The 24,037-nt window shown below is 34.0% G+C and carries 22 protein-coding genes, 2 tRNA genes and 1 rRNA gene; 18 read left to right on the top strand and 7 right to left on the bottom strand.

The window, feature by feature from the left end:
* Positions 1–78: ribosomal RNA gene (gene rrf, locus EHC72_RS23355) — 5S ribosomal RNA — on the top strand; the annotation flags it as partial.
* Between the two features lie 314 nt (positions 79–392).
* Here rrf and EHC72_RS18310 read toward each other — a convergent pair.
* The 4 genes from EHC72_RS18310 to ileS form a co-directional block, all read right to left on the bottom strand.
* Positions 393–905 (bottom strand): DUF4269 domain-containing protein, encoded by a 513-nt coding sequence (locus EHC72_RS18310; RefSeq protein ID WP_131539162.1) that lies wholly within the window; start codon positions 903–905, stop codon positions 393–395.
* 235 nt (positions 906–1,140) lie between these two features.
* The gene (locus tag EHC72_RS18315; RefSeq protein WP_131539163.1) at positions 1,141–1,743 is read right to left on the bottom strand and encodes a lipoprotein signal peptidase; all 603 of its coding nucleotides are present in this window, start codon (positions 1,741–1,743) and stop codon (positions 1,141–1,143) included.
* Positions 1,743–2,126: a TraR/DksA family transcriptional regulator gene (locus EHC72_RS18320; protein WP_131539164.1), complete on the bottom strand. Its 384-nt coding sequence runs from the start codon at positions 2,124–2,126 to the stop codon at positions 1,743–1,745. The genes EHC72_RS18315 and EHC72_RS18320 overlap by 1 nt, the downstream gene beginning before the upstream one ends.
* Positions 2,127–2,160: 34 nt before the next feature.
* On the bottom strand, positions 2,161–5,562 hold the full coding sequence (ileS, locus tag EHC72_RS18325) for an isoleucine--tRNA ligase (protein WP_131539165.1): 3,402 nt from the start codon (positions 5,560–5,562) through the stop codon (positions 2,161–2,163).
* An 87-nt stretch (positions 5,563–5,649) separates the two neighbouring features.
* Between ileS and EHC72_RS18330 the strand changes: the two genes are divergently transcribed.
* The 8 genes from EHC72_RS18330 to EHC72_RS18365 all read left to right on the top strand — a co-directional run bounded on the left by EHC72_RS18330 (position 5,650) and on the right by EHC72_RS18365 (position 13,232).
* On the top strand, positions 5,650–5,838 hold the full coding sequence (locus tag EHC72_RS18330; protein WP_131539166.1) for a hypothetical protein: 189 nt from the start codon (positions 5,650–5,652) through the stop codon (positions 5,836–5,838).
* Positions 5,835–6,104, top strand: coding sequence for an isoleucyl-tRNA synthetase (locus EHC72_RS18335; protein ID WP_131539167.1), 270 nt, complete (start codon positions 5,835–5,837; stop codon positions 6,102–6,104). Before EHC72_RS18330 ends, EHC72_RS18335 begins: the two co-directional genes overlap by 4 nt.
* Before the next feature lie 1,181 nt (positions 6,105–7,285).
* Positions 7,286–7,957, top strand: a complete 672-nt coding sequence (locus EHC72_RS18340) for a DUF6134 family protein (RefSeq protein ID WP_131539168.1) — start codon at positions 7,286–7,288, stop codon at positions 7,955–7,957.
* Between the two features lie 2 nt (positions 7,958–7,959).
* Positions 7,960–8,979 (top strand): NAD-dependent epimerase/dehydratase family protein, encoded by a 1,020-nt coding sequence (locus tag EHC72_RS18345; protein WP_131539169.1) that lies wholly within the window; start codon positions 7,960–7,962, stop codon positions 8,977–8,979.
* Entirely contained in the window at positions 8,967–9,758 is a 792-nt protein-coding gene (locus EHC72_RS18350; RefSeq protein ID WP_131539170.1) for an SDR family NAD(P)-dependent oxidoreductase, read from the top strand. Before EHC72_RS18345 ends, EHC72_RS18350 begins: the two co-directional genes overlap by 13 nt.
* A 59-nt stretch (positions 9,759–9,817) precedes the next feature.
* Positions 9,818–10,384: an RNA polymerase sigma-70 factor gene (locus EHC72_RS18355; protein WP_211660331.1), complete on the top strand. Its 567-nt coding sequence runs from the start codon at positions 9,818–9,820 to the stop codon at positions 10,382–10,384.
* Positions 10,385–10,388: 4 nt separating this feature from the next.
* The gene (locus EHC72_RS18360; RefSeq protein ID WP_131539171.1) at positions 10,389–11,339 is read left to right on the top strand and encodes a FecR family protein; all 951 of its coding nucleotides are present in this window, start codon (positions 10,389–10,391) and stop codon (positions 11,337–11,339) included.
* Between the two features lie 12 nt (positions 11,340–11,351).
* The gene (locus EHC72_RS18365; protein ID WP_131539172.1) at positions 11,352–13,232 is read left to right on the top strand and encodes an LA_2272 family surface repeat-containing protein; all 1,881 of its coding nucleotides are present in this window, start codon (positions 11,352–11,354) and stop codon (positions 13,230–13,232) included.
* Between the two features lie 53 nt (positions 13,233–13,285).
* Here EHC72_RS18365 and EHC72_RS18370 read toward each other — a convergent pair whose 3' ends face one another.
* Positions 13,286–15,637: an efflux RND transporter permease subunit gene (locus EHC72_RS18370; RefSeq protein WP_246029462.1), complete on the bottom strand. Its 2,352-nt coding sequence runs from the start codon at positions 15,635–15,637 to the stop codon at positions 13,286–13,288.
* A gap of 124 nt (positions 15,638–15,761) precedes the next feature.
* On the opposite strand from EHC72_RS18370, the gene recO reads away from it, so the two are divergent.
* The 7 genes from recO to EHC72_RS18405 all read left to right on the top strand — a co-directional run bounded on the left by recO (position 15,762) and on the right by EHC72_RS18405 (position 19,856).
* Entirely contained in the window at positions 15,762–16,487 is a 726-nt protein-coding gene (gene recO / locus EHC72_RS18375; protein WP_131539173.1) for a DNA repair protein RecO, read from the top strand.
* Positions 16,488–16,553: 66 nt separating this feature from the next.
* Positions 16,554–16,628, top strand: a tRNA-Val gene (locus EHC72_RS18380).
* 62 nt (positions 16,629–16,690) lie between these two features.
* Positions 16,691–16,765, top strand: a tRNA-Val gene (locus tag EHC72_RS18385).
* Between the two features lie 137 nt (positions 16,766–16,902).
* Positions 16,903–17,100 (top strand): GIY-YIG nuclease family protein, encoded by a 198-nt coding sequence (locus EHC72_RS23320; protein WP_394346892.1) that lies wholly within the window; start codon positions 16,903–16,905, stop codon positions 17,098–17,100.
* A 168-nt stretch (positions 17,101–17,268) separates the two neighbouring features.
* Positions 17,269–18,180 carry a UbiA prenyltransferase family protein gene (locus EHC72_RS18395; RefSeq protein WP_131539174.1) on the top strand — a complete coding sequence of 304 codons (912 nt, stop codon included), beginning with the start codon at positions 17,269–17,271 and terminating at the stop codon, positions 18,178–18,180.
* Positions 18,181–18,256: 76 nt separating this feature from the next.
* On the top strand, positions 18,257–18,886 hold the full coding sequence (locus EHC72_RS18400; protein WP_131539175.1) for a class I SAM-dependent methyltransferase: 630 nt from the start codon (positions 18,257–18,259) through the stop codon (positions 18,884–18,886).
* 73 nt (positions 18,887–18,959) lie between these two features.
* Positions 18,960–19,856 carry an NAD(P)/FAD-dependent oxidoreductase gene (locus EHC72_RS18405; RefSeq protein ID WP_131539176.1) on the top strand — a complete coding sequence of 299 codons (897 nt, stop codon included), beginning with the start codon at positions 18,960–18,962 and terminating at the stop codon, positions 19,854–19,856.
* Here EHC72_RS18405 and EHC72_RS22750 read toward each other — a convergent pair.
* Both EHC72_RS22750 and EHC72_RS18410 read right to left on the bottom strand, forming a co-directional pair.
* Positions 19,853–20,017, bottom strand: a complete 165-nt coding sequence (locus EHC72_RS22750) for a hypothetical protein (protein WP_165585871.1) — start codon at positions 20,015–20,017, stop codon at positions 19,853–19,855. The genes EHC72_RS18405 and EHC72_RS22750 overlap by 4 nt on opposite strands.
* Positions 20,018–20,233: 216 nt before the next feature.
* Positions 20,234–21,691 carry an amino acid permease gene (locus EHC72_RS18410; RefSeq protein ID WP_131539177.1) on the bottom strand — a complete coding sequence of 486 codons (1,458 nt, stop codon included), beginning with the start codon at positions 21,689–21,691 and terminating at the stop codon, positions 20,234–20,236.
* A gap of 216 nt (positions 21,692–21,907) precedes the next feature.
* Here EHC72_RS18410 and EHC72_RS18415 point away from each other — a divergent pair, with 216 nt between their 5' ends.
* Complete coding sequence (locus EHC72_RS18415) at positions 21,908–22,243, top strand: PadR family transcriptional regulator (RefSeq protein WP_131539178.1); 336 nt, start codon at positions 21,908–21,910, stop codon at positions 22,241–22,243.
* Positions 22,244–22,260: 17 nt separating this feature from the next.
* Positions 22,261–23,889, top strand: coding sequence for a PspC domain-containing protein (locus tag EHC72_RS18420; protein WP_131539179.1), 1,629 nt, complete (start codon positions 22,261–22,263; stop codon positions 23,887–23,889).
* Positions 23,890–24,037: the final 148 nt, after the last annotated feature.

The raw sequence follows: 24,037 nt of genomic DNA on the forward strand, positions 1-24,037 counted from the left end.
CATTCCGAACAGAGAAGTTAAGCCCACCAGAGCCGATGGTACTGCGGTAACACGTGGGAGAGTAGGTCGGTGCCAAATCTTAAAAGAAACCCTTGCAACTTAATGTCGCAAGGGTTTTCTTAGTTTATAGGAAATTTAAACCAACAAGGAAAGCACTGTGGTTTAACCCTGGAGTTTGCCCTATCTTTTCTCATCTCCCGCTGCTACCAATGCCCTTCAGCTTAAACCTGACCGGAATGTAAATCCTTTTTGGTTAAGATCCCTCAATTTTACCAAAGCTTATCCAAAAAGATTGCAATGAAGGGCGGGACTACAGCACCCATTAAATACTGCACATCCCTTTCCTGAATATCTCCTGAATACTTTTAAATAGATCCGCTAAAAGCTGCTCATCAGTAATTCAAAAGTGCTTGATAAGGATTCCCTCTTAGCCCGAGGAGTTTAGCAAATGCAGGTTCTGTCTTGTAACCTTGTTTTTTTAGCGCAATAATTTCTTTTCTGAAATTTTCACCTTTTTTTAATAGCAACTTATGTTCAATAAGCATATGGAGATAGGCATTTTGTTCTTGCGTTGGTATATTCTGACCAAATATTTCGATCTCAAAATTCTCAAGAAAAAAATTAACTTTAATGGCATTGTATTTTTGATTTTCAGAGATTAAAAAGTCTTTTTCATTACCAAAATACAACTTTAGCTTATGTTTAAATTCTTCATTATTTTGAACATAGCAAACAATATCTAAATCGCTTCCTTCGATATCGATATTTATTGGAATAGTGCCAACAAGAATGGGTGAGAATGCTTTAAGTTTATTTAAGATTTCGTTATTCTTTAGAATATAATAAGCTTTTACTTGTGTTGCATTTCCAGTTTTGAGGTAAGATATATCTAAGAAATTAATCATATAATTATTTAATGAGGTTATGCTAATTGCCGTTTCAAGGCTATAAACATTAGAAATGCATGCTAATTTAATTATTTATATTATTATCTATAAAATTGACTTTATTAAAGCCTTTAGAAATACTTTGTGTGTAGCAATGATATGCGCTACAATTATTAAACAAAAAAGTCCATTTCAATTAAGAAATGGACTTTTTTGTTTGTTGTTCTATGGACAAGCTGATCATGAAAATAACTTAATCTTCTACAATTTCGCTGTTAATGCTAACATCATCCTTTACGTCTTCTTTAAAGTAATTTTTTTGGAAAATTAAGATAAGTATTACACCAATTGAAATTGCGGCGTCAGCAAGGTTAAAAACAGGTCTGAAGAACACAAATTCTTCTCCTCCCCAAATTGGTAGCCAATTTGGAAAATGACCTTGAGCAATCGGGAAGTAAATCATATCTACTACACGACCGTGAAACCAGCTTTCATAACCATATATTTTCCCATAAAAAACGGAATCAATGATATTACCGAGTGCACCAGAAAAAATCAAAGCAACGTTCAAAATTAAACCGCGATGATATTTTTGTTTAATTAAATAATGCAAACCATAACCAATTCCGGCTACGGCAGCGATGCGAAATAAAGATAGAGCTAGTTTACCGAACTCACCTCCAAATTCCATTCCAAAGGCCATTCCATTATTTTCGGTAAAGTGAATGATAAACCACTTACCAATAATATTAAATTCCTGGCCTAAGTACATATGTGTTTTGATCCAGGTTTTAAGAGCCTGATCGGCCAATAAAACCAGAAAGATCAGGATTAAAGGTTTTGTATAGCCTTTCATTAACCTTGCTTTAATTTAGCTTCCATACTTAAAGTTGCATGCGGAACTGCACGTAAACGTTCTTTTTGAATTAATTTACCAGTTTCGCGGCAAATGCCATAAGTTTTGTTTTCAATACGAACCAAAGCGGCTTCAAGGTTATCAATAAATTTTTTCTGACGAGCAGCTAATTGATTAATTTGTTCTTTTTCCATAGTTGCCGAACCATCTTCTAATGTTTTGTAAGCGCCAGAAGTGTCTTCAGTGCCGTTTGCATTAGGGTTGCTTAATGAAGTTGTTAAGGAGTTAAGTTCTTCTTTTGCAACACGTAATTTATCTTGAATTAATTCTTTAAATTCTTGTAGTTCACTGTCTGAGTAGCGTGTTTTGTTACTGTTTTCCATGTTATTGATTTAATTTACTAATTAATGGATTTCTTTATATTTTATTTACTGAAATGCTTAACTCAACATCATCGATAACGATTTTGTTTGCATCATTTACAGCATCTGTTAATTCAAATTCGTCTGCTAAGATTTCCGCGCAAATGTAATCTTTGTTTTTAGCAACTGCAGCTGCCACTAAGTTATCATTTTGTAACCTAACTTTAATCCTATCGGTCACTTCAAAGTTTAATTCTTTACGTAAATTCTGAATACGGTTAACAAGTTCTCTCGAAATACCTTCTTGTTTTAATTCTTCAGTTATGGTAACATCCAGTGCAACAGTAAGATTACCAATGTTTGTAACCTGCCATCCTGGGATATCTTCTGCAAATACTTCTACATCGCCATTTAAGTCGATCACAAATTCTGCATCGTTACTTCCTTTAATGGTTAAATTACCTTCAGTTTCCAGAAGTTGTATATCATCCTGGGAAGCGTTTTCTAAAGCCTCTTTAACGATACTCATATCCTTACCAACTTTCTTGCCTAACGATTTAAAGTTAGGTTTTAATTTTTTCTTAACAATGCCATGCGTGTCGGTTATAAACTCAATATGCTTAACATTTGTTTCAGATAAAATATAATCGGCAACTTTTGATATTTTTTGCTCGAAATCTCCATTTAAAGAAGGAATTAAAATCTTCTCTAATGGCTGACGAACATTAATGCTCGATTTTTTACGTAGTGATAAAACCATCGAAGAAATATCCTGCGCATAAAGCATCCGTTCATTTAAAGCATTATCTATTAAACTTGCATCGGCATCGTTCCACAATGTTAAGTGAACAGATTGTTCTGCTTGTTTATCCGTTACTGTTAAATTTCTGTACAACCAATCGGCGAAGAACGGTGCAACAGGACTCATTAACTGTGTTAGGGTTTCTAAACAAGTATAAAGCGTTTCGTAAGCGGCACGTTTATCATCTGTCATTTCACCTTTCCAAAAACGGCGACGACTTAAACGGATGTACCAATTACTTAAATGTTCATCAACAAAAGCCTGAATAGATCTTGTTGCTTTCGTAGGTTCGTAAGCGTTATAAGCCTCATCAACTTCGTTAATTAGGTTTTGTAATAACGATAAAATCCAACGATCTAACTCTGTTCTATCTTCAACCTTGCTTAAATTGTTTTTGTCAATTTCGAATTTATCGATGTTGGCATATAAAGCAAAGAAATTATAAGTATTGTAAAGTGTGCCGAAAAATTTACGGCGAACTTCAGCAATTCCTTCAATATCAAATTTTAAGTTATCCCATGGGTTTGCATTAGAAATCATGTACCAACGGGTAGCATCAGCGCCATACTCGTTAATGGTTTGGAATGGATCGGCTGCATTACCTAAGCGTTTAGACATTTTTTGCCCATTTTTATCCAGTACCAAACCGTTTGATACCACATTTTTATAGGCTACCTTGTCAAAAACCAACGAAGATATTGCGTGGAGGGTGTAAAACCAACCACGAGTTTGATCTACACCTTCTGCTATAAAATCTGCAGGAAAATCTTCGTTGCCATCAATCTTTTCCTTGTTTTCAAAAGGATAATGCCATTGCGCGTAAGGCATTGCACCTGAATCAAACCAAACATCAATTAAATCACTTTCGCGGTTCATTGGTTTACCTGATGGAGATACTAAAATTAGCTCATCAACTACATTCTTGTGCAAATCAATCAGGTTATAATTTTCCTCAGACATATTTCCTATTTCGAACCCTTTAAAAGGATTTTCTTTCTGGAAACCAGCTTCGATTGATTTTTCTATAGCATGGTACAATTCTTCAACTGAACCAATAATTATCTCTTCTTTTTTATCTTCGGTTCTCCAAATTGGTAAAGGAATACCCCAATATCTTGAGCGCGATAAATTCCAGTCGTTGGCATTTTTTAGCCAGTTTCCGAAACGGCCTTCGCCAGTAGATTTTGGTTTCCAGTTGATGGTTTCATTAAGATCGAACATTCTATCTTTAATGTCAGTAACTTTAATAAACCAAGAATCTAGCGGATAATATAAAAGCGGTTCATCAGTTCTCCAACTATGCGGATAACTGTGCACATATTTTTCTACTTTAAAAGCTTTATTTTCTTCTTTTAATAAAATTGCGATTTCTACGTCGACTGATTTCTCAGGTGCTTCGCCAGTATTGTAATATTCATTTTTTACATACTTTCCTGCAAAAGGACCAACATGCTTGGTAAATTTTCCTTGCAAATCCACTAATGGCACAAGAATATCGTTATCATCCATTACCAACATTGGTGGCACTTCAGGAACAGCTTCTTTAGCAACTTTAGCATCATCTGCACCAAAAGTAGGTGCAGTATGTACAATTCCAGTACCGTCTTCTGTGGTTACAAAATCTCCAGAAATTACGCGAAAAGCATTTTCAGGGTTGTTATATGGTAATGCGTAAGATAAAAGTTGCTCATATTTAATTCCAACCAATTCAGTTCCCTTACATTCAGCAAGAATTTGATAAGGTATTTTCTTATCACCAGCCTTAAAGTTTGTAAAATCTTCTGCTTCATTGCTTTCGAAGAAGGTTTTGCTGAATTGTTTTCCAACCAGGTTTTTCGCTAGAATTACATTTGTTGGAAGGAATGTATACTGATTAAAAGTTTTTACTAAAACATAATCGATTTTTGGACCAACAGTTAGAGCTGTATTTGATGGTAAAGTCCATGGAGTTGTTGTCCATGCCATCAAATAAATATCACCGTATGGTTGTAAGAACGAAGGTAAGCTTGTTGCTATAGTTTTAAACTGTGCAACAATTGTGGTGTCGGTTACATCACGGTAAGCGCCTGGCTGGTTCACCTCGTGAGAGCTTAAACCTGTTCCAGCTTTTGGCGAATATGGTTGAATGGTATAGCCTTTATACAATAATCCTTTATCGTAAATTTGTTTTAAAAGCCACCATACCGATTCCATGTATTTAGATTTATAGGTAATGTATGGATCATCCATATCTACCCAATAGCCCATTTTTTCGGTTAAATCGTTCCACACATCGGTGTAGCGCATTACTGTTTTTTTACAGGCTTCGTTATAATCTTCTATAGAGATGGTTTTACCAATATCTTCTTTAGTAATGCCCAATTCCTTTTCAGTACCAAGTTCAACAGGCAATCCGTGGGTATCCCATCCAGCTTTACGTTTTACCTGAAAACCTTTAACTGTTTTGTAACGGCAAAAAATATCCTTAATTGCACGAGCCATTACGTGGTGAATCCCCGGCATACCATTGGCAGACGGCGGACCCTCATAAAAAGTAAACGGATTTGATTTCGGACGGGAAGAAATACTCTTTTCGAATATGTTTTCTTCTTTCCAAAAATCTAATATTTCCTGCCCTATTTTGGCAAGGTCTAATTGTTTAAATTCCCTATACATCAATCAAGTAACTTCAAAAAAAATAAGGATGCAAAGTTAAAGTTTTTGACCGAATTTTGGTAGTTTTAGCTGTAAATACTTTTGCCCATGAAATTATTCAATATCGGAATTACGTTAATGGTTGTCGCTGTTGTGGCTTTGCCGATTGTAGCCGTGATTAATCCTACAAACCGTGATTTTGTTTTATATGGTTTTTATTTTTGTGGTTTTCTTGAACTAATTGGATTATTGTTTGTTTTAATTCATATCATTACCCTTAAAAAGAAAATTCCATGATCAAGCTCCTAAAGTTACAGAAGGCTGTATTTGTTATTATAGCTGGGATACTTTCATTCGTTGCTTACAAAATTATGGACGCACATGAAGTAAGAGGAAGTATTTATTTCGAAATGCTATCAGGTGTTTTGCTTATTATTGGAGCATTGTGGTTTCTATATCCTATTTTATTCGCCAAAAAAGATGAGGATGGCAATGCTGAAATTTTAACTGATCCAACAGTTGAAATTAAAGAGGATGAGGAGGAAAAGCCTACTGTAGAATAGTAATCAATTATTTGGTGTGTTCTTATTGAAAATTTTGGGGTATAATTGAAAGTTAGTTTAGCGATCGTCTAACCAACCAATAAGTCCAAAACACTGTTTTTTAATTAAGCTCTCCATCGGCATGGTCAATTATTCGGGAAGCACAGCCAAAGCCCACCCACTGCCTTGAACAGAAAAATTGCGAGCCGACAACTTTGCTTCTTTGGTTGCCCAAAGAAGAGAAGCCCCTGTGGCAGCGGAAAAAAGATTTGTCTTGCCAGACGGGCTTTGTACCTTTTTCTTAACAAAAAGGTACCCAAAAGTCAAGGCTTGCATCCTTTCTTGCATAACAACATTATAATTCTGAGAGCAGTAATATGAGGCTTAGCCCAACACTCAATCCTGCGCCCGCTACATATTCCTTTGGTTATTCGTAAAACGGTATTAAGTGCAAGAATTATAATGAGCTATCCTACGAAATGCTGCTATGCCTGGGCGTAATCGGAAAGGGATAAAATATAACCGAAAGTTAGTTTAGCGATTGCCTAACTCACTAACAAGTCCAAACCACTGTTTCTTCGTAACCTCTAAATCGGCATGGTCAATTATTCGGGAGGCACAAGCAAATCCCACCCACTGCCTTAAACAGAAAAATTGCGAGCCGACAATTTTTGGTTCTTTTTGTTGTCAAAAAGAATAAGGCCCCCGCGGCAGCGGAATAAAGGTTTGTCTTGCCAGACGGGCTTCGTCCCTTTTTCTTAACAAAAAGGTACCCAAAAGTCAAGGCTTGCACCCTTTCTTGCATAGCAGCATTATAATTCCGACAGCAGTAATATGAAGCTTAGCCCAGCACATAATCCTGCGCCCGCTGCATATTCCTTTGGTTCTTCGGATAATGAAAGTAAGTACAAGAATTCCAATGAGCTATTCTGCGAAATGCTGCTATGCCTGGGCGTAATCGGATAATTCAGTAATATAATTTAAAGTTTGCTTAGCTATACATCTAACGCACTAACTAATCCAAAGCACTGTTTCTTCGTAACCTCTAAATCGGCATGGTCAATTATTCGGGAAGCACAAGCAAATCCCACCCACTGCCTTAAACAGAAAAATAAGTCCGCGGCTATCAGAAAATAACCAGCCCACATAGGGGTAAATTTAATCACGATTGTATTAGCTCTAAACAACCTAACAGAGATAATATGATACCAGCACTTATTATTTGGTTATGCAAAAAATACATTGCACCCAAAATCCACAAAAGAACATTAATTAGAAAAGCATCAGCTTTAAAAATTCAAGTAATGACCATTGTTTTTATGATTGTTACCTCACAATTACCTGCACAACAGCAAAGTAGTAGGTATAATGTTAAGCGAAATGGCGAGGTTATCGGTCAAATGTATTTTAATCAGAAGGATGAGGGGAGTAATACATTTCTAAAAATTACTTCAAAGGTAAATACTCGTTTTATTTTTAAAATTGATGTAGAAACAGAGGATGTTGCGCATTTTAAAAACGGCAGATTAATTTCATCAGATGTAAACAGAACCGTTAATGGGGATACTAAAGACTCTAAAAAAACAAATCTGCAAAATGAAGTTTATCAACTTCAGTCTGGAAAAAAAATAAGTACAATAAAACAGACTATTAGCTATAATATGATGCTTTTGTACACCAAAGAGCCTGTAGGTATTGCTGAAGTATATTCTGACAACTTTCAATGTTTTGTATCTATTCAAAAAAAGGGAAATCACCAATATAGAATCACTCTACCAGATGGAAATTACAACGACTATTTATTTGAAGATGGCGTTTGCAAAACCGTAACAGTCAATCATTCTTTGTATACTATTAAAATGGAGCGGGTTTAATTATGGAGGCTGTAAATAATAAATACATTAAAGTTCTGGTTACAGGTGCATCAGGCTTTATTGGTCGAAAATTGAGTTTAACTCTTGCGGAAATGGGCTACGATGTAGTTGCATTGTGCAGAAACATTCACCATCCATATCTTATACCACATCGAAATATTCAATTTGTAAAAGGTGATATTTTGGAAGTTGAAAGTTTGGAAAATGCAATGAAAGATTGCTATCAGGTTTATCACACGGCAGCAATGGCTAAAATGTGGTGTAAAAATGAACAAGATTTCTATAATGTCAATGTATTAGGTACGCGAAATGTATTGGCCTGCGCCTTAAAACTAGGGGTAGAACGGGTTGTACATACATCAACTTGTGGTGTTTGGGGACCAACCTTAAATTTGCCAATTTCTGAGAATGACCCTCGTGCAGTCGGTTTTGCAATAAATTATGAAAGAACAAAATATTTGGCAGAGCTTGAAGTAAAAGAATATGTAAAAAAGGGATTAGATGTTGTTATCGTAAATCCGTCAAGAGTTTATGGCGATGGTCCTGTAACGGATAGCAATACCGTTAGTAAAATGGTGAGTGGTTATATAAACGGTACTTGGCATTTTATTCCTGGTGATGGAAATGCAATTGCGAATTATGTTTTTGTTGATGACGTGGTGAACGGGCATGTTTCAGCCATGGAGAATGGTCGTAATGGGGAAAGATATATTTTGGGTGGAGAGGATATTTGCTTCAATAGTTTTTTCGAAACGCTAAGAAGAATTACTGGGAAAAATCGAAATCTGTTTAAAATTCCGGTAAGGATAATTAAAGCATATAGCCAGTTTGAAGCATTTAAAACCCGCTTATTAAATTTGACACCCTACTTTTTACCAGAGTTTGCTGATCGGTTAAACTGCAACCAGCAATACAATAGCAATAAAGCCATTACCGAATTAAATTATAGGATAACCCCATTTACAATAGGGATTGGTAAAACTATTGAACATTTACAAAAAAACATATTATGGAAAAGTTAACCGCTTTAGTAACCGGAGCAAGCGAAGGTTTGGGGAAATCTTTTGCTTTAGAACTTGCTGGCAGAGGTATGGATTTGGTTTTGGTTTCTTTACCAAATAGCGGTCTGGATCACCTAGCTAATTATTTACGCTTAAACTTTAATTGCAAGGTTTTTTGTATTGAGAAAGATTTAACTGATACTAATTCAGCCTATGATATTTTTAAAGAATTAAGCGAACATCAAGTTAAAATTAATTTGTTGATTAATAACGCCGGACTTGGAAATTGGTCGTGGTTTGAGGAAAAGAACATTAATTTTTACAAAACACAAATCGATTTAAATATCACGAGTACGGTATTGTTAACGCGTTTATTTTTGAATCATATTAATAAAAACGAGCAGAATTATATTTTAAATGTGGGCAGTTTAGGTGGTCATTTTATTGTGCCTAAAAAACAAGTTTACGGGGCAACAAAATCATTTATTGGTTATTTTACCAGATGTTTGCAGTTAGAATTGAGTGGCACAAAAGTGAGTATTAGCTTACTTAGCCCTGGTGGCATTAATACCAAACCTGAATTGTTAGTGCTTAATCACAGTTTAAAAGGAATAGCAAAGGCAACAATATTGGAGCCGGAGTTTGTAGCAAAAGCTGCAATAAACGGCGTGCTAAAAGGGCAAAAGGAAATTATTCCTGGTATAGCTAACCGCTTTTTGATGATACTCGATAAAATTATTCCAGGATTTTTAAAAGAAGTGATTATAAGACGTAAATTGAAAGCAATTTTGAATGTTTAGCAGAAGTAGATAGGTCAATAAAGAATAAAAAAAACCAAATAACAATCTTATTAACTCACTTGGAAAGTAAAGATACCAATCTTATAGCACTAATTAAACAAGGAAATAAGCTTGCCTTTGACGATGTTTTTATTAAACATTTTAAAAGTTTGCATGCCTATGCCAGTGCTATTGTGAAAGATCGTGATGATGCTGAAGAGATTGTACAAAATGTTTTTGTGAGAATATGGACCAAAAGAGAGCAGCTTAAAACAGATGGATATTTAAAATCATTTCTCTATCGGGCTGTACACAACGAAAGTTTAAATTACTTGAAACATAAAAAAGTGCGTTCGAAATTTGATCTGCATTACGCAGATTCGGCTAAAAATGAAATGGGCAATTTAAATAAAGATTTAATGGCGGCAGAATTGGAACGAAACATCCATGTTGCAATTAATGAATTGCCCGAAAAATGTAGGGAAGTGTTTCAATTAAGTCGCTTTGAGCAGCTTAAATATCAGCAAATTGCTGATGCATTAAACATTTCGATAAAAACAGTAGAAAACCAAATGGGTAAGGCCCTGAAAATTCTCCGTTTAAAAATGGTCGATTTTCTAATTTTCTTATTCATTTATTTGATGTGAGCGTATGGATGAAAAGTATACATATATAAATGACGATTTACTCGCCAAATATTTGCTAAATGAGGCTTCGGAAATGGAGCGTTTTGAGGTAGATAAGTGGGTAAACGAGCATCCTTTAAATCAAAAATATTTTGAGGATTTACAAACTATTCTGGAGAAAAGTAAACTTCAGCATGATGAAAGTATTAACGAGTATGAAGCATTAGAGCGATTAAATATACGTTTAATTCAGCAGAATAAAAGCAATGGGTTTTTGAAGTTTTTCCGCATTGCCGCCATCATTACGGTAGTTTGTGGTTTGGGTTGGTTTGTGTATTTAAACACAATTGCAAGTAATGTAAATGTTCAATCGGCAAACAATATACTTACAAAATCTCTTCCTGATGGATCTGTTGCAATTTTAAATAAAGAATCATCACTAACTTTTAAAGGAGGTTTTTTTACTAAAAATAGAGCTGTTAATCTTAAAGGAGAAGCATTTTTTAAAGTTGAACCGAATAAGTCAAAGCCTTTTATTATTAAAGTAAATGATGTAACCGTTACCGTTGTAGGTACCTCTTTTAACGTTAAAAGTATTAATGGCCAAACGATTGTAATTGTAGAAACTGGGATTGTTAAAGTGAATAATGCTAAAGATAGTGTTCGTCTAATTGCGGGCGAACGTGTGCAACTACAATCTAATCAAGCTCATTTAAATAAAGCTATTAACAATGGTAAACTCTATAACTATTATTATACCAATGAGTTGGTTTGTGATAATACACCTTTGGATGAACTTGTGCCGGTACTAAACGAAAAGTTTAAAGCCAATATCATTATCAATAACCCTAAAATTAAATCATTACCCATTAGTACCGTTTTTAAAAATGAACCGTTGAACGAAATTTTAAATATAATTGCCCAGACTTTCAAAATTAAGGTGGTTACAAAAAATGGAGTTATCGAGTTAAAATAAATTAATCTCCACATGCATTTCTATACCAAATTTTGGTTTATCCTTTTCCTGCTTATTCGTATCTCATTTGCGGTAAATGCACAAACCACTTTAAATCGGAAAATTTCGTTGCAGATCGAAAATCAACCCCTTAAAAAAGTGCTGAGTATGATTGAGCAAAAAGGCGAGTTTAGGTTTTCTTACAACAGTACTATTATGCCTTTGGATAGCGTAATTAATATCCGAAAAAATAATTTAACGATTTCTGATGCACTTGATTTCATACTAAATCAAAGATATGAATACCATCAATCTGGCAATTTTGTAATTATAAGATATGCGCCAAACGAATTGCTTTTAATGGTAAAAGAATCTTCAGGCAATGCCGAATCTTACTCCATTACGGGGCAAATTGTAGATAAACATACGGGTGAGGCGATAAAAAATGCAAGTATTTATGAAAAATTTCTGCTTCAATCTCAGCTTTCTGATGAAAATGGCTATTTCTCGATGCGGTTAAAAAATATAACACAACCAATTGCTCTTACGGTTACTAAAGAAAATTATAAAGTAGTAACCAATTATTTCTTGGCAGAAATAAATATTAGTGAATCTGCGGATGACCGAACCGATAATAAAACAAACGAACGTTTTGTAGATGGCGATTTATTTGATGTGGAACGAACTGACTTAGGTAAAGCATTTATTACAACAGCTCAACGGATTCAATCTGTTAATCTAGGTGGCCTAATTTCTGAAGCACCGATACAATTTGCCCTCGTTCCGGGAATAAATTCTCATGGCTCGCTAAGTGGACAAGTGGTTAATAATTTTTCGTTTAATGCTATAGGCGCATATAGTGCCGGAGTTGATGGGATGGAAATAGGACTCGTTTTTAATATTAACAAAACTAATGTGCGTTATTTTCAGTTTGCCGGTGCTTTTAACTTGGTTGGCGGAAATGTGCAGGGAACACAAATTGCAGGTTTTTTTAATTCGGTGCTGGGAAATTCCAATGCATTACAAATAGGATTGGGTTATAATCAAATTGGTAAAAATATGCGAGGTGTTCAAGTTGCCGGAGTGTACAACAGAGTTAAGGGAAGTATGAATGGAATGCAGGTTTCTGTAGGTCTTAACTCTATTGGTGGAGATGCGGATGGTGTTCAGATTTCTACATTTAACCATGTAAAAGGTGATAAAAGAGGGTTTCAAATTGGGGTTTTCGGAAATGCTGTAAATGGAAGAAGTTCGGGATTTCAAATTGCAGGTGTTGCTAATTATAATAAAGAAGTAAACGGTTTTGCAGTTGCATCTTTAACTAATATTACTGCAAAAACTGCTAACGGATTACAACTAGCCCCTTTTAATTATGCGAAAACTTTAAAAGGTGTACAAGTTGGCTTGATTAATTTTTCAGGGAAAAACGATGGTTATTCAATAGGTTTAGTAAATATAGCCATGAATGGCTATCATAAAATAGGATTCGGCACTAATGAAACTACGCCTATAAATTTTGTTTATAAAGGTGGTAGTAAGCATTTATATAATATGTTAATGGTTGGAATTGATAATAAATCATCATCAAAACTTTATACAGGCGGCTTGGGTTTTGGAACCGAACTTAACGTCTATAAAAGATTATCTATTAATCCAGAGTTAAGTGCGCAATATGTTTATCAGGGTAATTGGGATAATTTTAATCTTTTAAATAAAGTAGAATTACCCATAAATATTAAGCTGAGTAAATGGCTTGCCATACAAGGTGGCCCATCATTAAATGTGTATTACACAAAGCAAAATGAAAAGATTGGTAATTATGGATTGTTGCAAGAAAAGCATAAAAATTTCTCTTTCAGTAATACTAACTACACAGGATGGTTGGGTTGGAGTGTAGGTCTTTTGTTGTTATAATAAAAAAAAGGCAGGTTTATGATGCGTTTATAAACCTGCCTTTTTATTTGATTTTAATGGTCAAATTCAGTTGGGTTTTTGGCTAAATCTTCAGCAGAAATAATTTTTCTAACTTTCTTTTTATCCAGCCATAAAACCAAGGCAGGTAATAAGGTAAGGTTAAAAATTAAGGCTACAAATAAAGTAATTGATAGTAGTAAGCCCAAAACTACGGTTCCGCCGAATGTAGATGCTGTAAAGATACCGAAACCGAAAAAGAGAATTAATGCAATATGCGTCATACTTACCCCTGTTTCAGTTATCGTGTCTGTGATTACTTTGCTCACCGGAAAATTGGTTAAATTTAATTCTTGTTGATAGCGGGTTAAAAAGTAAATTGTTTGATCGGAGGCCAAACCAAAAGCAATCGTAAAGATTAAAATAGTTGATGGTTTTAATGAAATTCCGAAATATCCCATAATTCCAGCTGTAATAATTAGTGGAACGATATTAGGTAATAATGAAATAAACATAATGCCCAGGCTTTTGAACTGAGCCAGTCGTAATAAAGAAATTAATACGATAGCAAGGGCAATACTTTCAACTAAATGTTTAAGCATATAATCTGTACCCTTCGAGAAGATAATGCTCGAACCGGTAAGTTCCACATCGAATTTAGCCGGAGGCAAAATGCTATCAATCCTTGGTTTTAGTTCCAGTAAAATTGCATCAAGTCTTTTCGAACCCACATCCGCCATTTGAAAACTTAATCTTGTACTTTGTTTATCCTTATCAATAAAATTATTTAATAAACTTGCATTTCCTTTACCACCATTGGCAATGTAGGCCAAAATGAAGTTTTTCTCCATATTATCGGGCAAACGGAAATAGGTAGAATCATTATTGTAGAAAGCCTGTGTTGCGTATTTTAAACCCATATTTAATGAAAGCGGAGTTGAAAATTCCGGATATGCCGAAATCATATTTTCCAGTTTTTCAATTCTTTTTAGGTTTGTCAGATTTAAAACACCATTTTTTCTTTTAGTATCAACGCTAACCTCTAAAGGCAGAATGCCCTCAAAATTTTTCTCGAAGAACTTAAGATCAGTTAAAATTTCAGAGTTTTTAGGTAAATCATCCACAACATAGCCGTTCACATTAATTTTCATTACACCTAAAAAAGCAACAATGGCTATTATAATAGTGCCAATATAAATTAAGCCACTTTTGTTTTGAACCAACTTGTCCGTGCCTACTAAAATGCGATGTAAAAATCCTTCCTCAACATGGTTTTGTGCTTTTAATTTTGGCGCAGGTAAGTAACTAAAAATAATTGGTACAAGGCATAAACACATTAACCAGGTAACCATTACATTTATTGATGCAACACTACCAAATTGCATTAACAGTTCACTTCCAGTAAAATATAATACACCAAAACCAATAGCTGCAGTTATGTTTGCAATTAAAGTTGTTACGGCAATCCTTTCTATCGTAATGCTTAAAGCCCTCTGTTTATCACCATCTTTTCTTAATTCATTCTGGTATTTATTCAGTAATAAAATACTATTAGGGATACCAATAATTACAATAAGCGGTGGAATTAATCCTGTTAAAATGGTGAGTTCGAAGCCGAATAGAACCAAAGTTCCAATACTCCAGATTACCCCCATAATTACAACCAAAATAGGAAAGAATACGGCGTAGAATTTCCTGAAAAATAACATTAATATAATCGCCGAAACTAAAATGGATAAACCTAAAAAAAGAACAAATTCATTACTTACCAATTTACTTACCGCAGTACGAATGTATGGTAAACCTGAAATGTGAACCTGAATTTTAGTTGATTTTTGAAACGCTTTAGCTTTTTCCTCAATCTGTTTTAAAATCGGATTTCTTGCAGCTGTATTTAATATTTTAGTATCAAATGTTATAGCCATTAAAGTGGCATTTGATTTATTAAAAACTTTGCCTTCAAAAAATGGTGTATTGTACAAAGAGTTTTTGATGGAATCCATCTCCGCATCCGTTTTAACTAAGCCACCAGGTAAAGGCTTTAGTGCAAATTTTTGATTAACGGTATCTTTTTCAAGTTGAAAAATCCTTCCTGTTGATAAAACCTGTTTAATGCCCTTTAACTTTTGAATTTCATTGGAGAGCTGAACCCATTGATTATAAATTTCTTTTTTGAAAATATCTGTCGATTGTATTCCAACAACCATTATGCTCCCATCTTCTCCAAATTGCTTTTTAAAAGCATTGTACTTTATAAAAGCGCTATCCGTAACGGGTAAAATTTTACTTCCTGTATAAGAAAGTTTAACATTTTTGGCCTGCCAAGCCATAAAAATAGTGCCCAATAAAAAAAATACGATGATAGCAATTCTGTTCTGAAGGATGAATCTCGATAGCTTAACCCACATGCGAAGTTTAGTTTTAATTTAAAGTAATAACGACAAAACTAAACCTTATTTGCAAACGAGGAATATTTTTTGCGTATTTAAATTTGCACAAATAACATACTTTTGAAAAAATTGTTTTACAGGTATGCTACATAAAGTTAGAGGTATAGTTTTAAAAACCACAAATTACAGCGAAACTAGCGTAGTTGTGCAGGTTTTTACTGATAAATTTGGCATGCAGTCTTACCTGATAAATGGCGTTAAAAAGCCTAGGGCAAAGATTAAAATGAACATGCTTCAGTCTCTTCATTTATTGGATATGGTAGTTTACCATAAAATAAATACCAATATTCAACGCGTATCAGAGGTTAGGCAAACACCGGTTTTTAAAACCATTCCGTATGATGTAATTAAAAGTAGCATCACTATTTTTTTAAACGAAGTGCTTTATAAAAGCATCAGACAACAATCAGCAGATGAAAGTTTGTTCGATTATATTTTTAATTCTATAGCATGGTTTGACGAAAGTGCTGATGTAAACCCCAATTTTCACCTCTCATTTTTACTGAAATTAACCAGGTTTTTAGGTTTTTCTCCTAACGATAGACGAAGAAATGATCAAAATTATTTCGATTTACAAGAAGGAGAGTTTGTTTCGCGACCACCAATTCATAGTAATTATCTCGAATTAGAGGATGCTTTGCGCTTTATTTCACTTTTTAATGCACCGTTAGAAAAAATATTTGAAATAAAATTTAGTAACATTCAACGCAGATTTCTATTAGATAAGATATTGGTATTCTATACCTTACATACTGCCTCATTTGGAGAAGTGCAGTCGCATAAAATCTTGGAAACATTATTGTCCTGATAAAAATGAAAAAAATATTTGCACAACAATTTTATAGCGCTATATTTGCATTCCCAAACGGAGAAAGGGAAATTAGCTCAGCTGGTTCAGAGCACCTCGTTTACACCGAGGGGGTCGGGGGTTCGAACCCCTCATTTCCCACAAAAAAGCCTTTCACTTAAACTGAAAGGCTTTTTTACACTAAGTTTGGAATACCCTAAAAAGGGAAATTAGCTCAGCTGGTTCAGAGCACCTCGTTTACACCGAGGGGGTCGGGGGTTCGAACCCCTCATTTCCCACACTAAGCCTTTCAGTAGTTCTGGAAGGCTTTTTTAGTTTAAAAGATTCTTCAATTAAATTTATTCACAGGAGTTTTAACCTCTCGATTCTCAAATTTTTCTCTTCAAGTATGCAAATCTAATTGTTATCTTTAAGCATGTGTTCTGCCTATATTTTGTATTCAGTCTTACGGAATAGGTATTATATTGGATCAAGTTCTGATCTCGAAAATCGCTTAAAAAAACATAATACAAATCATTCAGGTTTTACTGGTCATACAGGCGATTGGAAAATTGTGTGGACTGAAGTTTTTAAAACTAAGCCCGAAGCTCAGCTTCGAGAAAAAACAAATTAAGAAATGGAAAAGTAGAAAGATGGTAGAAAAGCTGATAAATTTGATTACTTAATACTAATCTATTTGTTCTGCCATTTAATAATCCTCTTTATTTTAGTGTAAAACCAACAATTATTTAGCTTATTCAAATTTATATGCGAAATTGGCTCAAATATTTGTTTAACGTAAATGGGTAATAAAATTGTTCGCTTTATTTTCTTCGGAAACTACTTCGTAGGAATATTAGCTGTTGCCCTTACCATAGAAGCTACCCAACAACTTCGGCTGCCTTACAATTCCTTAAATTACTTCGCATTATTGTTTTTGGCACCAATTATATACTATACTTATGCTTATAATAAGGTTTCTATACAGCCATCCTTAACAAATCCACGCAATCAATGGTATTATAAACATAAAACATTTATCAATTGGAGCCAGGCAATTCTTTTTACAACTTGCTTACTACTTGCAATAAACTTGCTCTATAATAATTACCATAATATCCTTAAACTACCTATAAGCTATTGGGTTGCGATAGTGGTTATTGTTATAGCCGGGGGTTTGTACTATGGCTTACTTCCACGATCTTTTTTGAAGTTTAATCTCCGCAATACTGGCTGGCTTAAAGCTTTTGTAATTGGTTTTGTATGGGCCTGCTGCGCAAATGTGCTGCCTCTAATTATGTTAAAGATAGAAACAGGTATCGGTTACCATGACCCACTTTTGTGGACTTGGTTGTTTATTAAAAACTGGATGTTTTGCACCGTCAATGCCATCATATTTGATATTAAAGATTACCCAAGCGACGCAAACAAACATCTCAGAACTTTTGTAGTTAGATATGGATTACGCCGAACAATTTTTTATGTTTTAATTCCCCTTTTAGTGATAGGACTAATTTCTTTATTCATTTTTGCTTATTTTAAGGGTTTTGGTTTATTGCAGGTATTTTTTAATGTTTTACCCTTTATTCTAACCATTTACATTGCCTATTCTATGCACAAACGAAAAAATATTTTATATTATTTAATGGTTATTGATGGGCTAATCTTGTTCAAAGCGGTTTGTGGCATTATAGGAATGCAGTTTGTACATTAAGCTTAATTATTTGTTGGTAATCGATTAATCAATAAAAATGGTTAATATAAATTTTGCAATTTAAACAGTTAGTCAAGTGGTAAATAATTACGATAAAATAGCCAATCATTATGATGTACTTAGCAGATTAATATTCTTTAAAGCGCAATTAAACGCACAGATTAATCAATTAAAATATATAAAAAAAAATAATTCCATCTTAATTGTAGGTGGCGGTACGGGATGGATTTTAGAAAAGATAACCGAAATTTTTGATGAAGGATTACACATCGTTTATGTGGAAATATCAGAAAAGATGATTGCGCTTTCTAAAAAGCGAAACATTAAAAATAATAAGGTTGACTTTGTGCATGTCGGTATAGAAGATTTTCAATCTACATTAAGCTTCGATGTAATTTTAACACCCTTTCTATTTGATAATTTTAGTCAGCAGCGTGCGGTATTAATTTTTGACAAGTTAAATTCCTTCCTGAGAATTAGTGGGCTTTGGTTTTTGGTAGATTTTACCTTAAACAAAGGAAATGGAAAATGGTGGAAGTTTATTCTACTCAAGGCAATGTATATTTTTTTTAAGATTTTGAAAATTGTCGAAGCTTCTGATTTAGTTGATATTCAGCCCTATTTCTTATTAAAAGGATACGTAAAAATTGATGAGCGATATTATTACGGCAATTTTATTAAGGCAATTGTTTTTGAGAAAAATTAAAAATGACAATTCTTTTATGCAACCATGTTGCTTTTGAAATCTAAAAATTGATCTTTGTATAAAAGATACTATTATGGATTTTGATGTAATTATAATTGGAGGCAGTTACGCCGGTTTGTCAGCTGCACTTACTTTAGGCCGATCTTTAAGAAAAGTTTTAGTCATAGACGATCAACAACCTTGCAACGCACTATCACCGCATTCGCATAATTTTTTGACGCACGACGGAGAAAAGCCTGCTGATATTTCAAAAAAAGCAAGACTTGAAGTTGCCAAATACTTAAACGTAAATTTCTTAGATACGAAAGCTGTTTCTGCTTTTAAAAAGGATGATGGTTTTATTGTTGAAGTTGAAAATGGAACTGTGTTTAGCTGTCGAAAAATTCTATTATCAAGCGGTTTAAAAGATATTATGCCTAATATAAAAGGCTTTTCTAATTGCTGGGGAATTTCGGTTTTACATTGTCCTTATTGTCACGGTTATGAGGTTAAGAATCAGAAAATAGGTCTCTTAATGAATGGTGAGCATGCATTTGATATGGCTAAAAACTTATACAACTGGAATAAAGAATTGGTTGTGCTAACAAACGGAAAGGCAGAGTTTAGCGAAGAGCAAATCAATAAGCTAAAGGAAAAATTTATTGAAATTATTGAAGATGAATTGGCTGAGATTGTGCACAAGGATGGAAACTTACAAAGTGTAGTTTTTAAAAATGGTAAAAAACTGCCGTTGGTTGCTATTTACGCCAGACCAGAAATTGCACAGAAAGGCGAGTTATATGAGCAATTAAATTGTGAAATAACCGAGAATGGAACAATAAAGGTTGATGAATTTTATAGAACACCTATTTCTGGCGTTTTTGCAGCTGGAGATTGCGCTTCATTATTTAGATCTCTTGGTGGCGTAACTGCTGCAGGTACAATGGCCGCCGTTATGATTAACAAAGAAATAATTAACGAAGACTTTTAAAAGAAAACTGAACCTAAAATAGCGATCAAGAATAAAGCAGCCATTACAACTCTATCAGCATTAATCCATTCTGCCCTGGTAAGTGGTTTTACTTCTTTTTTTAAACTTTCATCTTTCGCTCTGGAAAGCCTGAAAATGGATGTGTCTAATTTGATAATCATGGTAAAATGTTTTATAGGTTATTTTTCATAAAACAAATGTTAAGCCAAACACAGAAATAAATGTTAAAATGTTAATAACTTATTTTTTATGTTAAATAACTGATATTTATGTTATTGCAAAGTTACTTTAATATAAAAAAGGGTACATTCTTACTAAAAAATGTACCCTTTTGTTGTAAACAGTGTGTCTATTTTACTACATCAAATTAGCTCAGTTTATTGTTCTTCTATAACTTTATCAGTATCAGCTTTTAGTTTACTATTCTTTTTTCCATACCAGAAATATATAACGAGACCAATAATTAACCAAACTGCAAGTCTTAGCCAAGTTTCCCAAGGTAGGAAAATCATCATGGCAATACAGGTTAAAATTCCTAAAATGGGAATAAGCGGAACTAACGGAACTTTAAAAGGGCGTTTGGCGTCAGGATCAGTTTTACGAAGAATTAAAATGCCTACACAAACCATTAAAAAGGCTAGTAATGTACCAATGCTAGTCATTTCGCCAACAACGTTAATTGGTACAAAAGCCGCAAATAAAGCAATAAAGATGCAAAGCATAATATTGGATTTCCATGGTGTCTTAAATTTTGGATGTACATCTGAAAATATTTTAGGTAATAATCCATCCTTACTAATGGAATAAAACATTCGCGATTGCGCCATTAAATCAATTAATATTACAGAAGTATAACCAATTAAAATCGCTAAAATAATTGCTTGGCTTAACCAAGCATATGGTGTTTTTTCAATGGCTATTGCCACTGGTGCGCCACTATTTGCAAATTCTTTATAGTTAGCTAAACCAGTCATTACGTGACCAAATAAGCCAAATAAAACGGTACAAACCACCAAAGATCCAATAATTCCAATAGGTAAATCTCGGGCAGGATTTTTAGTTTCCTGAGCTGAGGCTGCAACGGCGTCAAAACCAATAAATACGAAAAAAACTAATCCGGCGCCACGTAAAACACCACTCCAACCAAACTGGCCAAACGTTCCTGTATTTTCTGGAATGTATGGATGATAGTTCGCAGGGTCTATATATTGCCAGCCAAGTGCTATAAATACCAGCACCACACCTACTTTTAAAAATACAATGATTCCGTTTACAATTGCAGAACCTTTTGTGCCACGAATTAAAATGGTTGTCATAAGTACAACCACCAATGCCGCTGGAATATTAATAATACCATGTACGGATGTTCCATCGGCAAGTTTTCCAGTTTCAAAAGGAGAGAGGGTTAACTGTGGAGGGAGGTAAATGTGAATACTTGCTAAAAAGCGTGTTAAATATTGCGACCAACTGATGGCTACTGTTGCACAACCTACGGAATATTCTAAAACTAAATCCCAGCCAATAATCCAGGCAAAAAGTTCGCCCATGGTGGCATAAGAGTAAGTATACGCGCTACCCGCGACAGGAATCATAGATGCAAATTCTGCATAACATAAGGCTGCAAAACCACAACCAAGAGCTGCAATTACAAAGGATAATGTTACAGCAGGGCCAGAATGATTTGCTGCAGCAAGGCCCGTTATAGAAAATAAACCAGCACCAAGCGTTAAACCAACTCCAATTAAAATTAAATTAATTGGGCCAAGCGTTCTTTTAAGTGTGCCTTCGCCTTTTTCGTTTGCTTCAGCAACAATGCTGGCAATAGATTTCTTCATGAAAATAAATTAGAATAATGCAAAAATATTAAAATATATTAAATCTATAGTATTTATATATTAATAGCTTTTTTATTGATTTTATATGTGAAATAATTTTTTTTCAAAAATACAAATAATTTTATTATACTGATTATCAATAATTTGCGTGTGTTCTTTTATTTATTTTAGTACTATGTATTGCATAGTACATTATAAAACATATATCTTTGTATTATGATAGCAGAAAATACGCAAACACAAATGCGGAAGGGAATTCTGGAATATTGTGTTTTATCGATAATCTCCCGAGGAGAGATATACGCCTCAGATATAATTGCTGAATTGAGGTCGGCAAAACTCTTAGTTGTAGAGGGAACATTGTATCCATTACTAACCAGGCTTAAAAATAATGGCTTATTGGGTTATAATTGGGTAGAATCTACTTCTGGTCCGCCAAGAAAATATTACACCCTAACGGAAGTAGGAAAAGATATTTTATCTCAACTGGATCAAACCTGGCAGGAATTGGCTTATGCCGTGGGGATCTCACAAAAAGGAGCCAATTCATAATTTTAAATCAAATAGAAATGGAAAAGACCATCATCATAAATATAGGCAATACCATCATTCACATAGAAGAAAGTGCCTACGAACTCTTAAAAGCATATTTAGCTGAAGTAAAACAACATTTTGCCAATCATGCAGATGATTTGGAAATTGTAACAGATATAGAAAATAGAATTGTTGAACTGCTTACTGAACAATTGGAAGAGCAGAAAAAACAAGTAGTCGATTTAGCCAATGTAAATTTTGTAATCGGTCAAATGGGTCGCGTTCAAGATTTTGATACAGTTGAGGAGGGCGAAGAAGAACCTGTAATGCATACAAATTATCAATATCACGCTGAAAAGAAATTATACCGTGATATGGATGATCGTGTTGTAGCTGGAGTTTGCTCGGGTATAGCGCATTACGTAAACATTGAGGCAAAATGGGTTAGATTAGGAACATTTTTAATTGCATGTATTGGTGGATTTGGACTTTTAGTTTATGCATTACTTTGGATTATTATGCCAAAAGCTAAATCTCGATTAGAGAAAATGGAAATGAAGGGAGAGCCTGCTAATCTTCAAGGATTTCAAAAAAATCTGGATGAAGAATTGGAAGCTGTTAGAGATCGACTAAAAGAAGTTAATGCACATGCACAACCAATATTTGCACGTTTCGGCTTAGTTATTGGCGAATTTTTTGAGTGGCTTGCTCGCTTTATATCAGGTACTGGAAAAGTTATTTTTAAGTTAATTGCATTATTTATTGTAGTTTTTGGAATATTGTTTTTAATAAGCCTAATTATATCTGCGGCAGCATTTTTAGGCTTTTATGATGGTAATGCTTATGATTATTTCCCGCTATCGATTATTAATTACGGTTATAGAGACATTTTACTTTTATCGGCCTTTACCGTTCTTTTTGTTCCAATTTTAGCATTAGTTCTCTTTTCTATTCGCGTTGCCTTTAATAAACAAGCTATTAATAAAACACTTTCTTACGGTTTATTAATTGTTTGGCTTGCTGGAGTAGCTATTACGGGATATTACACTGCAAAAATCTCATCTGAATTTAAGGAACATGCAGAAATAATCCAGACTACTGACTTAAAAACATTACCACTTTACGCTATCGACATTGATAAAAGTATGCTGTTCAGTCGGGAGGATAGTGTATCCTTTCATATCGGGCCTGATTCTTTTAAGGATAGAAAAGTGTTAGATAATCCTGAAGATAATCCCTTTAGAGCTCCAAAAAATATTCGAATCAATATTGAGAAAAGTGAAAGTGGTAAAACAAGTTTAACACAAACTTATACTTCACAAGGGAAAACTTTTAAAATAGCTTTACAAAATGCACAAAATATTGCTTATAGCTATACAATTAACGATAATGTTTTAATGTTTAGTCCGAGGCTGCAGCTTAAAAAGAACGTAAACTGGAGAGCACAAGAAGTTAGTTTAACTTTAAAAGTACCAGTAGGAACCAAGCTGGTTTTAAAACAGGATGCTTATCGTTACATCAATAATTTTTATGCTTGGAGTTGTAATGACAATCAAAATAACAGCGACGATTTTAGTACTTGGATTATGACTGATGAAGGGCTAAAATGTAAGTACGAAATAGATCATCCGAAACCGATTGAAGAAAATCAAGAAAATAATTAGAAAACACCTGTAACCCAAATCTAAAAATTAACGTCGAAGTAAGTGAGTAATTTATAAAGGTGACCTACAAATTTTAACGCGATACAAAAAAATAAATCTTACCAGGCACCAATTGGTTAACTGACAAATTGGTGCTAAAAAAAATATA

This window comes from Pedobacter nototheniae, assembly GCF_004335085.1.
GTDB lineage: Bacteria > Bacteroidota > Bacteroidia > Sphingobacteriales > Sphingobacteriaceae > Pedobacter > Pedobacter nototheniae.

Excerpts from the sequence above, each read along its gene's own strand:
- EHC72_RS18310 (WP_131539162.1), bottom strand. The coding sequence starts at position 905 with ATGATTAATTTCTTAGATATATCTTACCTCAAAACTGGAAATGCAACA.
- EHC72_RS18315 (WP_131539163.1), bottom strand. The coding sequence starts at position 1,743 with ATGAAAGGCTATACAAAACCTTTAATCCTGATCTTTCTGGTTTTATTG.
- EHC72_RS18320 (WP_131539164.1), bottom strand. The coding sequence starts at position 2,126 with ATGGAAAACAGTAACAAAACACGCTACTCAGACAGTGAACTACAAGAA.
- ileS (WP_131539165.1), bottom strand. The coding sequence starts at position 5,562 with ATGTATAGGGAATTTAAACAATTAGACCTTGCCAAAATAGGGCAGGAA.
- EHC72_RS18330 (WP_131539166.1), top strand. The coding sequence starts at position 5,650 with ATGAAATTATTCAATATCGGAATTACGTTAATGGTTGTCGCTGTTGTG.
- EHC72_RS18335 (WP_131539167.1), top strand. The coding sequence starts at position 5,835 with ATGATCAAGCTCCTAAAGTTACAGAAGGCTGTATTTGTTATTATAGCT.
- EHC72_RS18340 (WP_131539168.1), top strand. The coding sequence starts at position 7,286 with ATGATACCAGCACTTATTATTTGGTTATGCAAAAAATACATTGCACCC.
- EHC72_RS18345 (WP_131539169.1), top strand. The coding sequence starts at position 7,960 with ATGGAGGCTGTAAATAATAAATACATTAAAGTTCTGGTTACAGGTGCA.
- EHC72_RS18350 (WP_131539170.1), top strand. The coding sequence starts at position 8,967 with ATGGAAAAGTTAACCGCTTTAGTAACCGGAGCAAGCGAAGGTTTGGGG.
- EHC72_RS18360 (WP_131539171.1), top strand. The coding sequence starts at position 10,389 with ATGGATGAAAAGTATACATATATAAATGACGATTTACTCGCCAAATAT.
- EHC72_RS18365 (WP_131539172.1), top strand. The coding sequence starts at position 11,352 with ATGCATTTCTATACCAAATTTTGGTTTATCCTTTTCCTGCTTATTCGT.
- EHC72_RS18370 (WP_246029462.1), bottom strand. The coding sequence starts at position 15,637 with ATGTGGGTTAAGCTATCGAGATTCATCCTTCAGAACAGAATTGCTATC.
- recO (WP_131539173.1), top strand. The coding sequence starts at position 15,762 with ATGCTACATAAAGTTAGAGGTATAGTTTTAAAAACCACAAATTACAGC.
- EHC72_RS23320 (WP_394346892.1), top strand. The coding sequence starts at position 16,903 with ATGTGTTCTGCCTATATTTTGTATTCAGTCTTACGGAATAGGTATTAT.
- EHC72_RS18395 (WP_131539174.1), top strand. The coding sequence starts at position 17,269 with ATGGGTAATAAAATTGTTCGCTTTATTTTCTTCGGAAACTACTTCGTA.
- EHC72_RS18405 (WP_131539176.1), top strand. The coding sequence starts at position 18,960 with ATGGATTTTGATGTAATTATAATTGGAGGCAGTTACGCCGGTTTGTCA.
- EHC72_RS22750 (WP_165585871.1), bottom strand. The coding sequence starts at position 20,017 with ATGATTATCAAATTAGACACATCCATTTTCAGGCTTTCCAGAGCGAAA.
- EHC72_RS18410 (WP_131539177.1), bottom strand. The coding sequence starts at position 21,691 with ATGAAGAAATCTATTGCCAGCATTGTTGCTGAAGCAAACGAAAAAGGC.
- EHC72_RS18415 (WP_131539178.1), top strand. The coding sequence starts at position 21,908 with ATGATAGCAGAAAATACGCAAACACAAATGCGGAAGGGAATTCTGGAA.
- EHC72_RS18420 (WP_131539179.1), top strand. The coding sequence starts at position 22,261 with ATGGAAAAGACCATCATCATAAATATAGGCAATACCATCATTCACATA.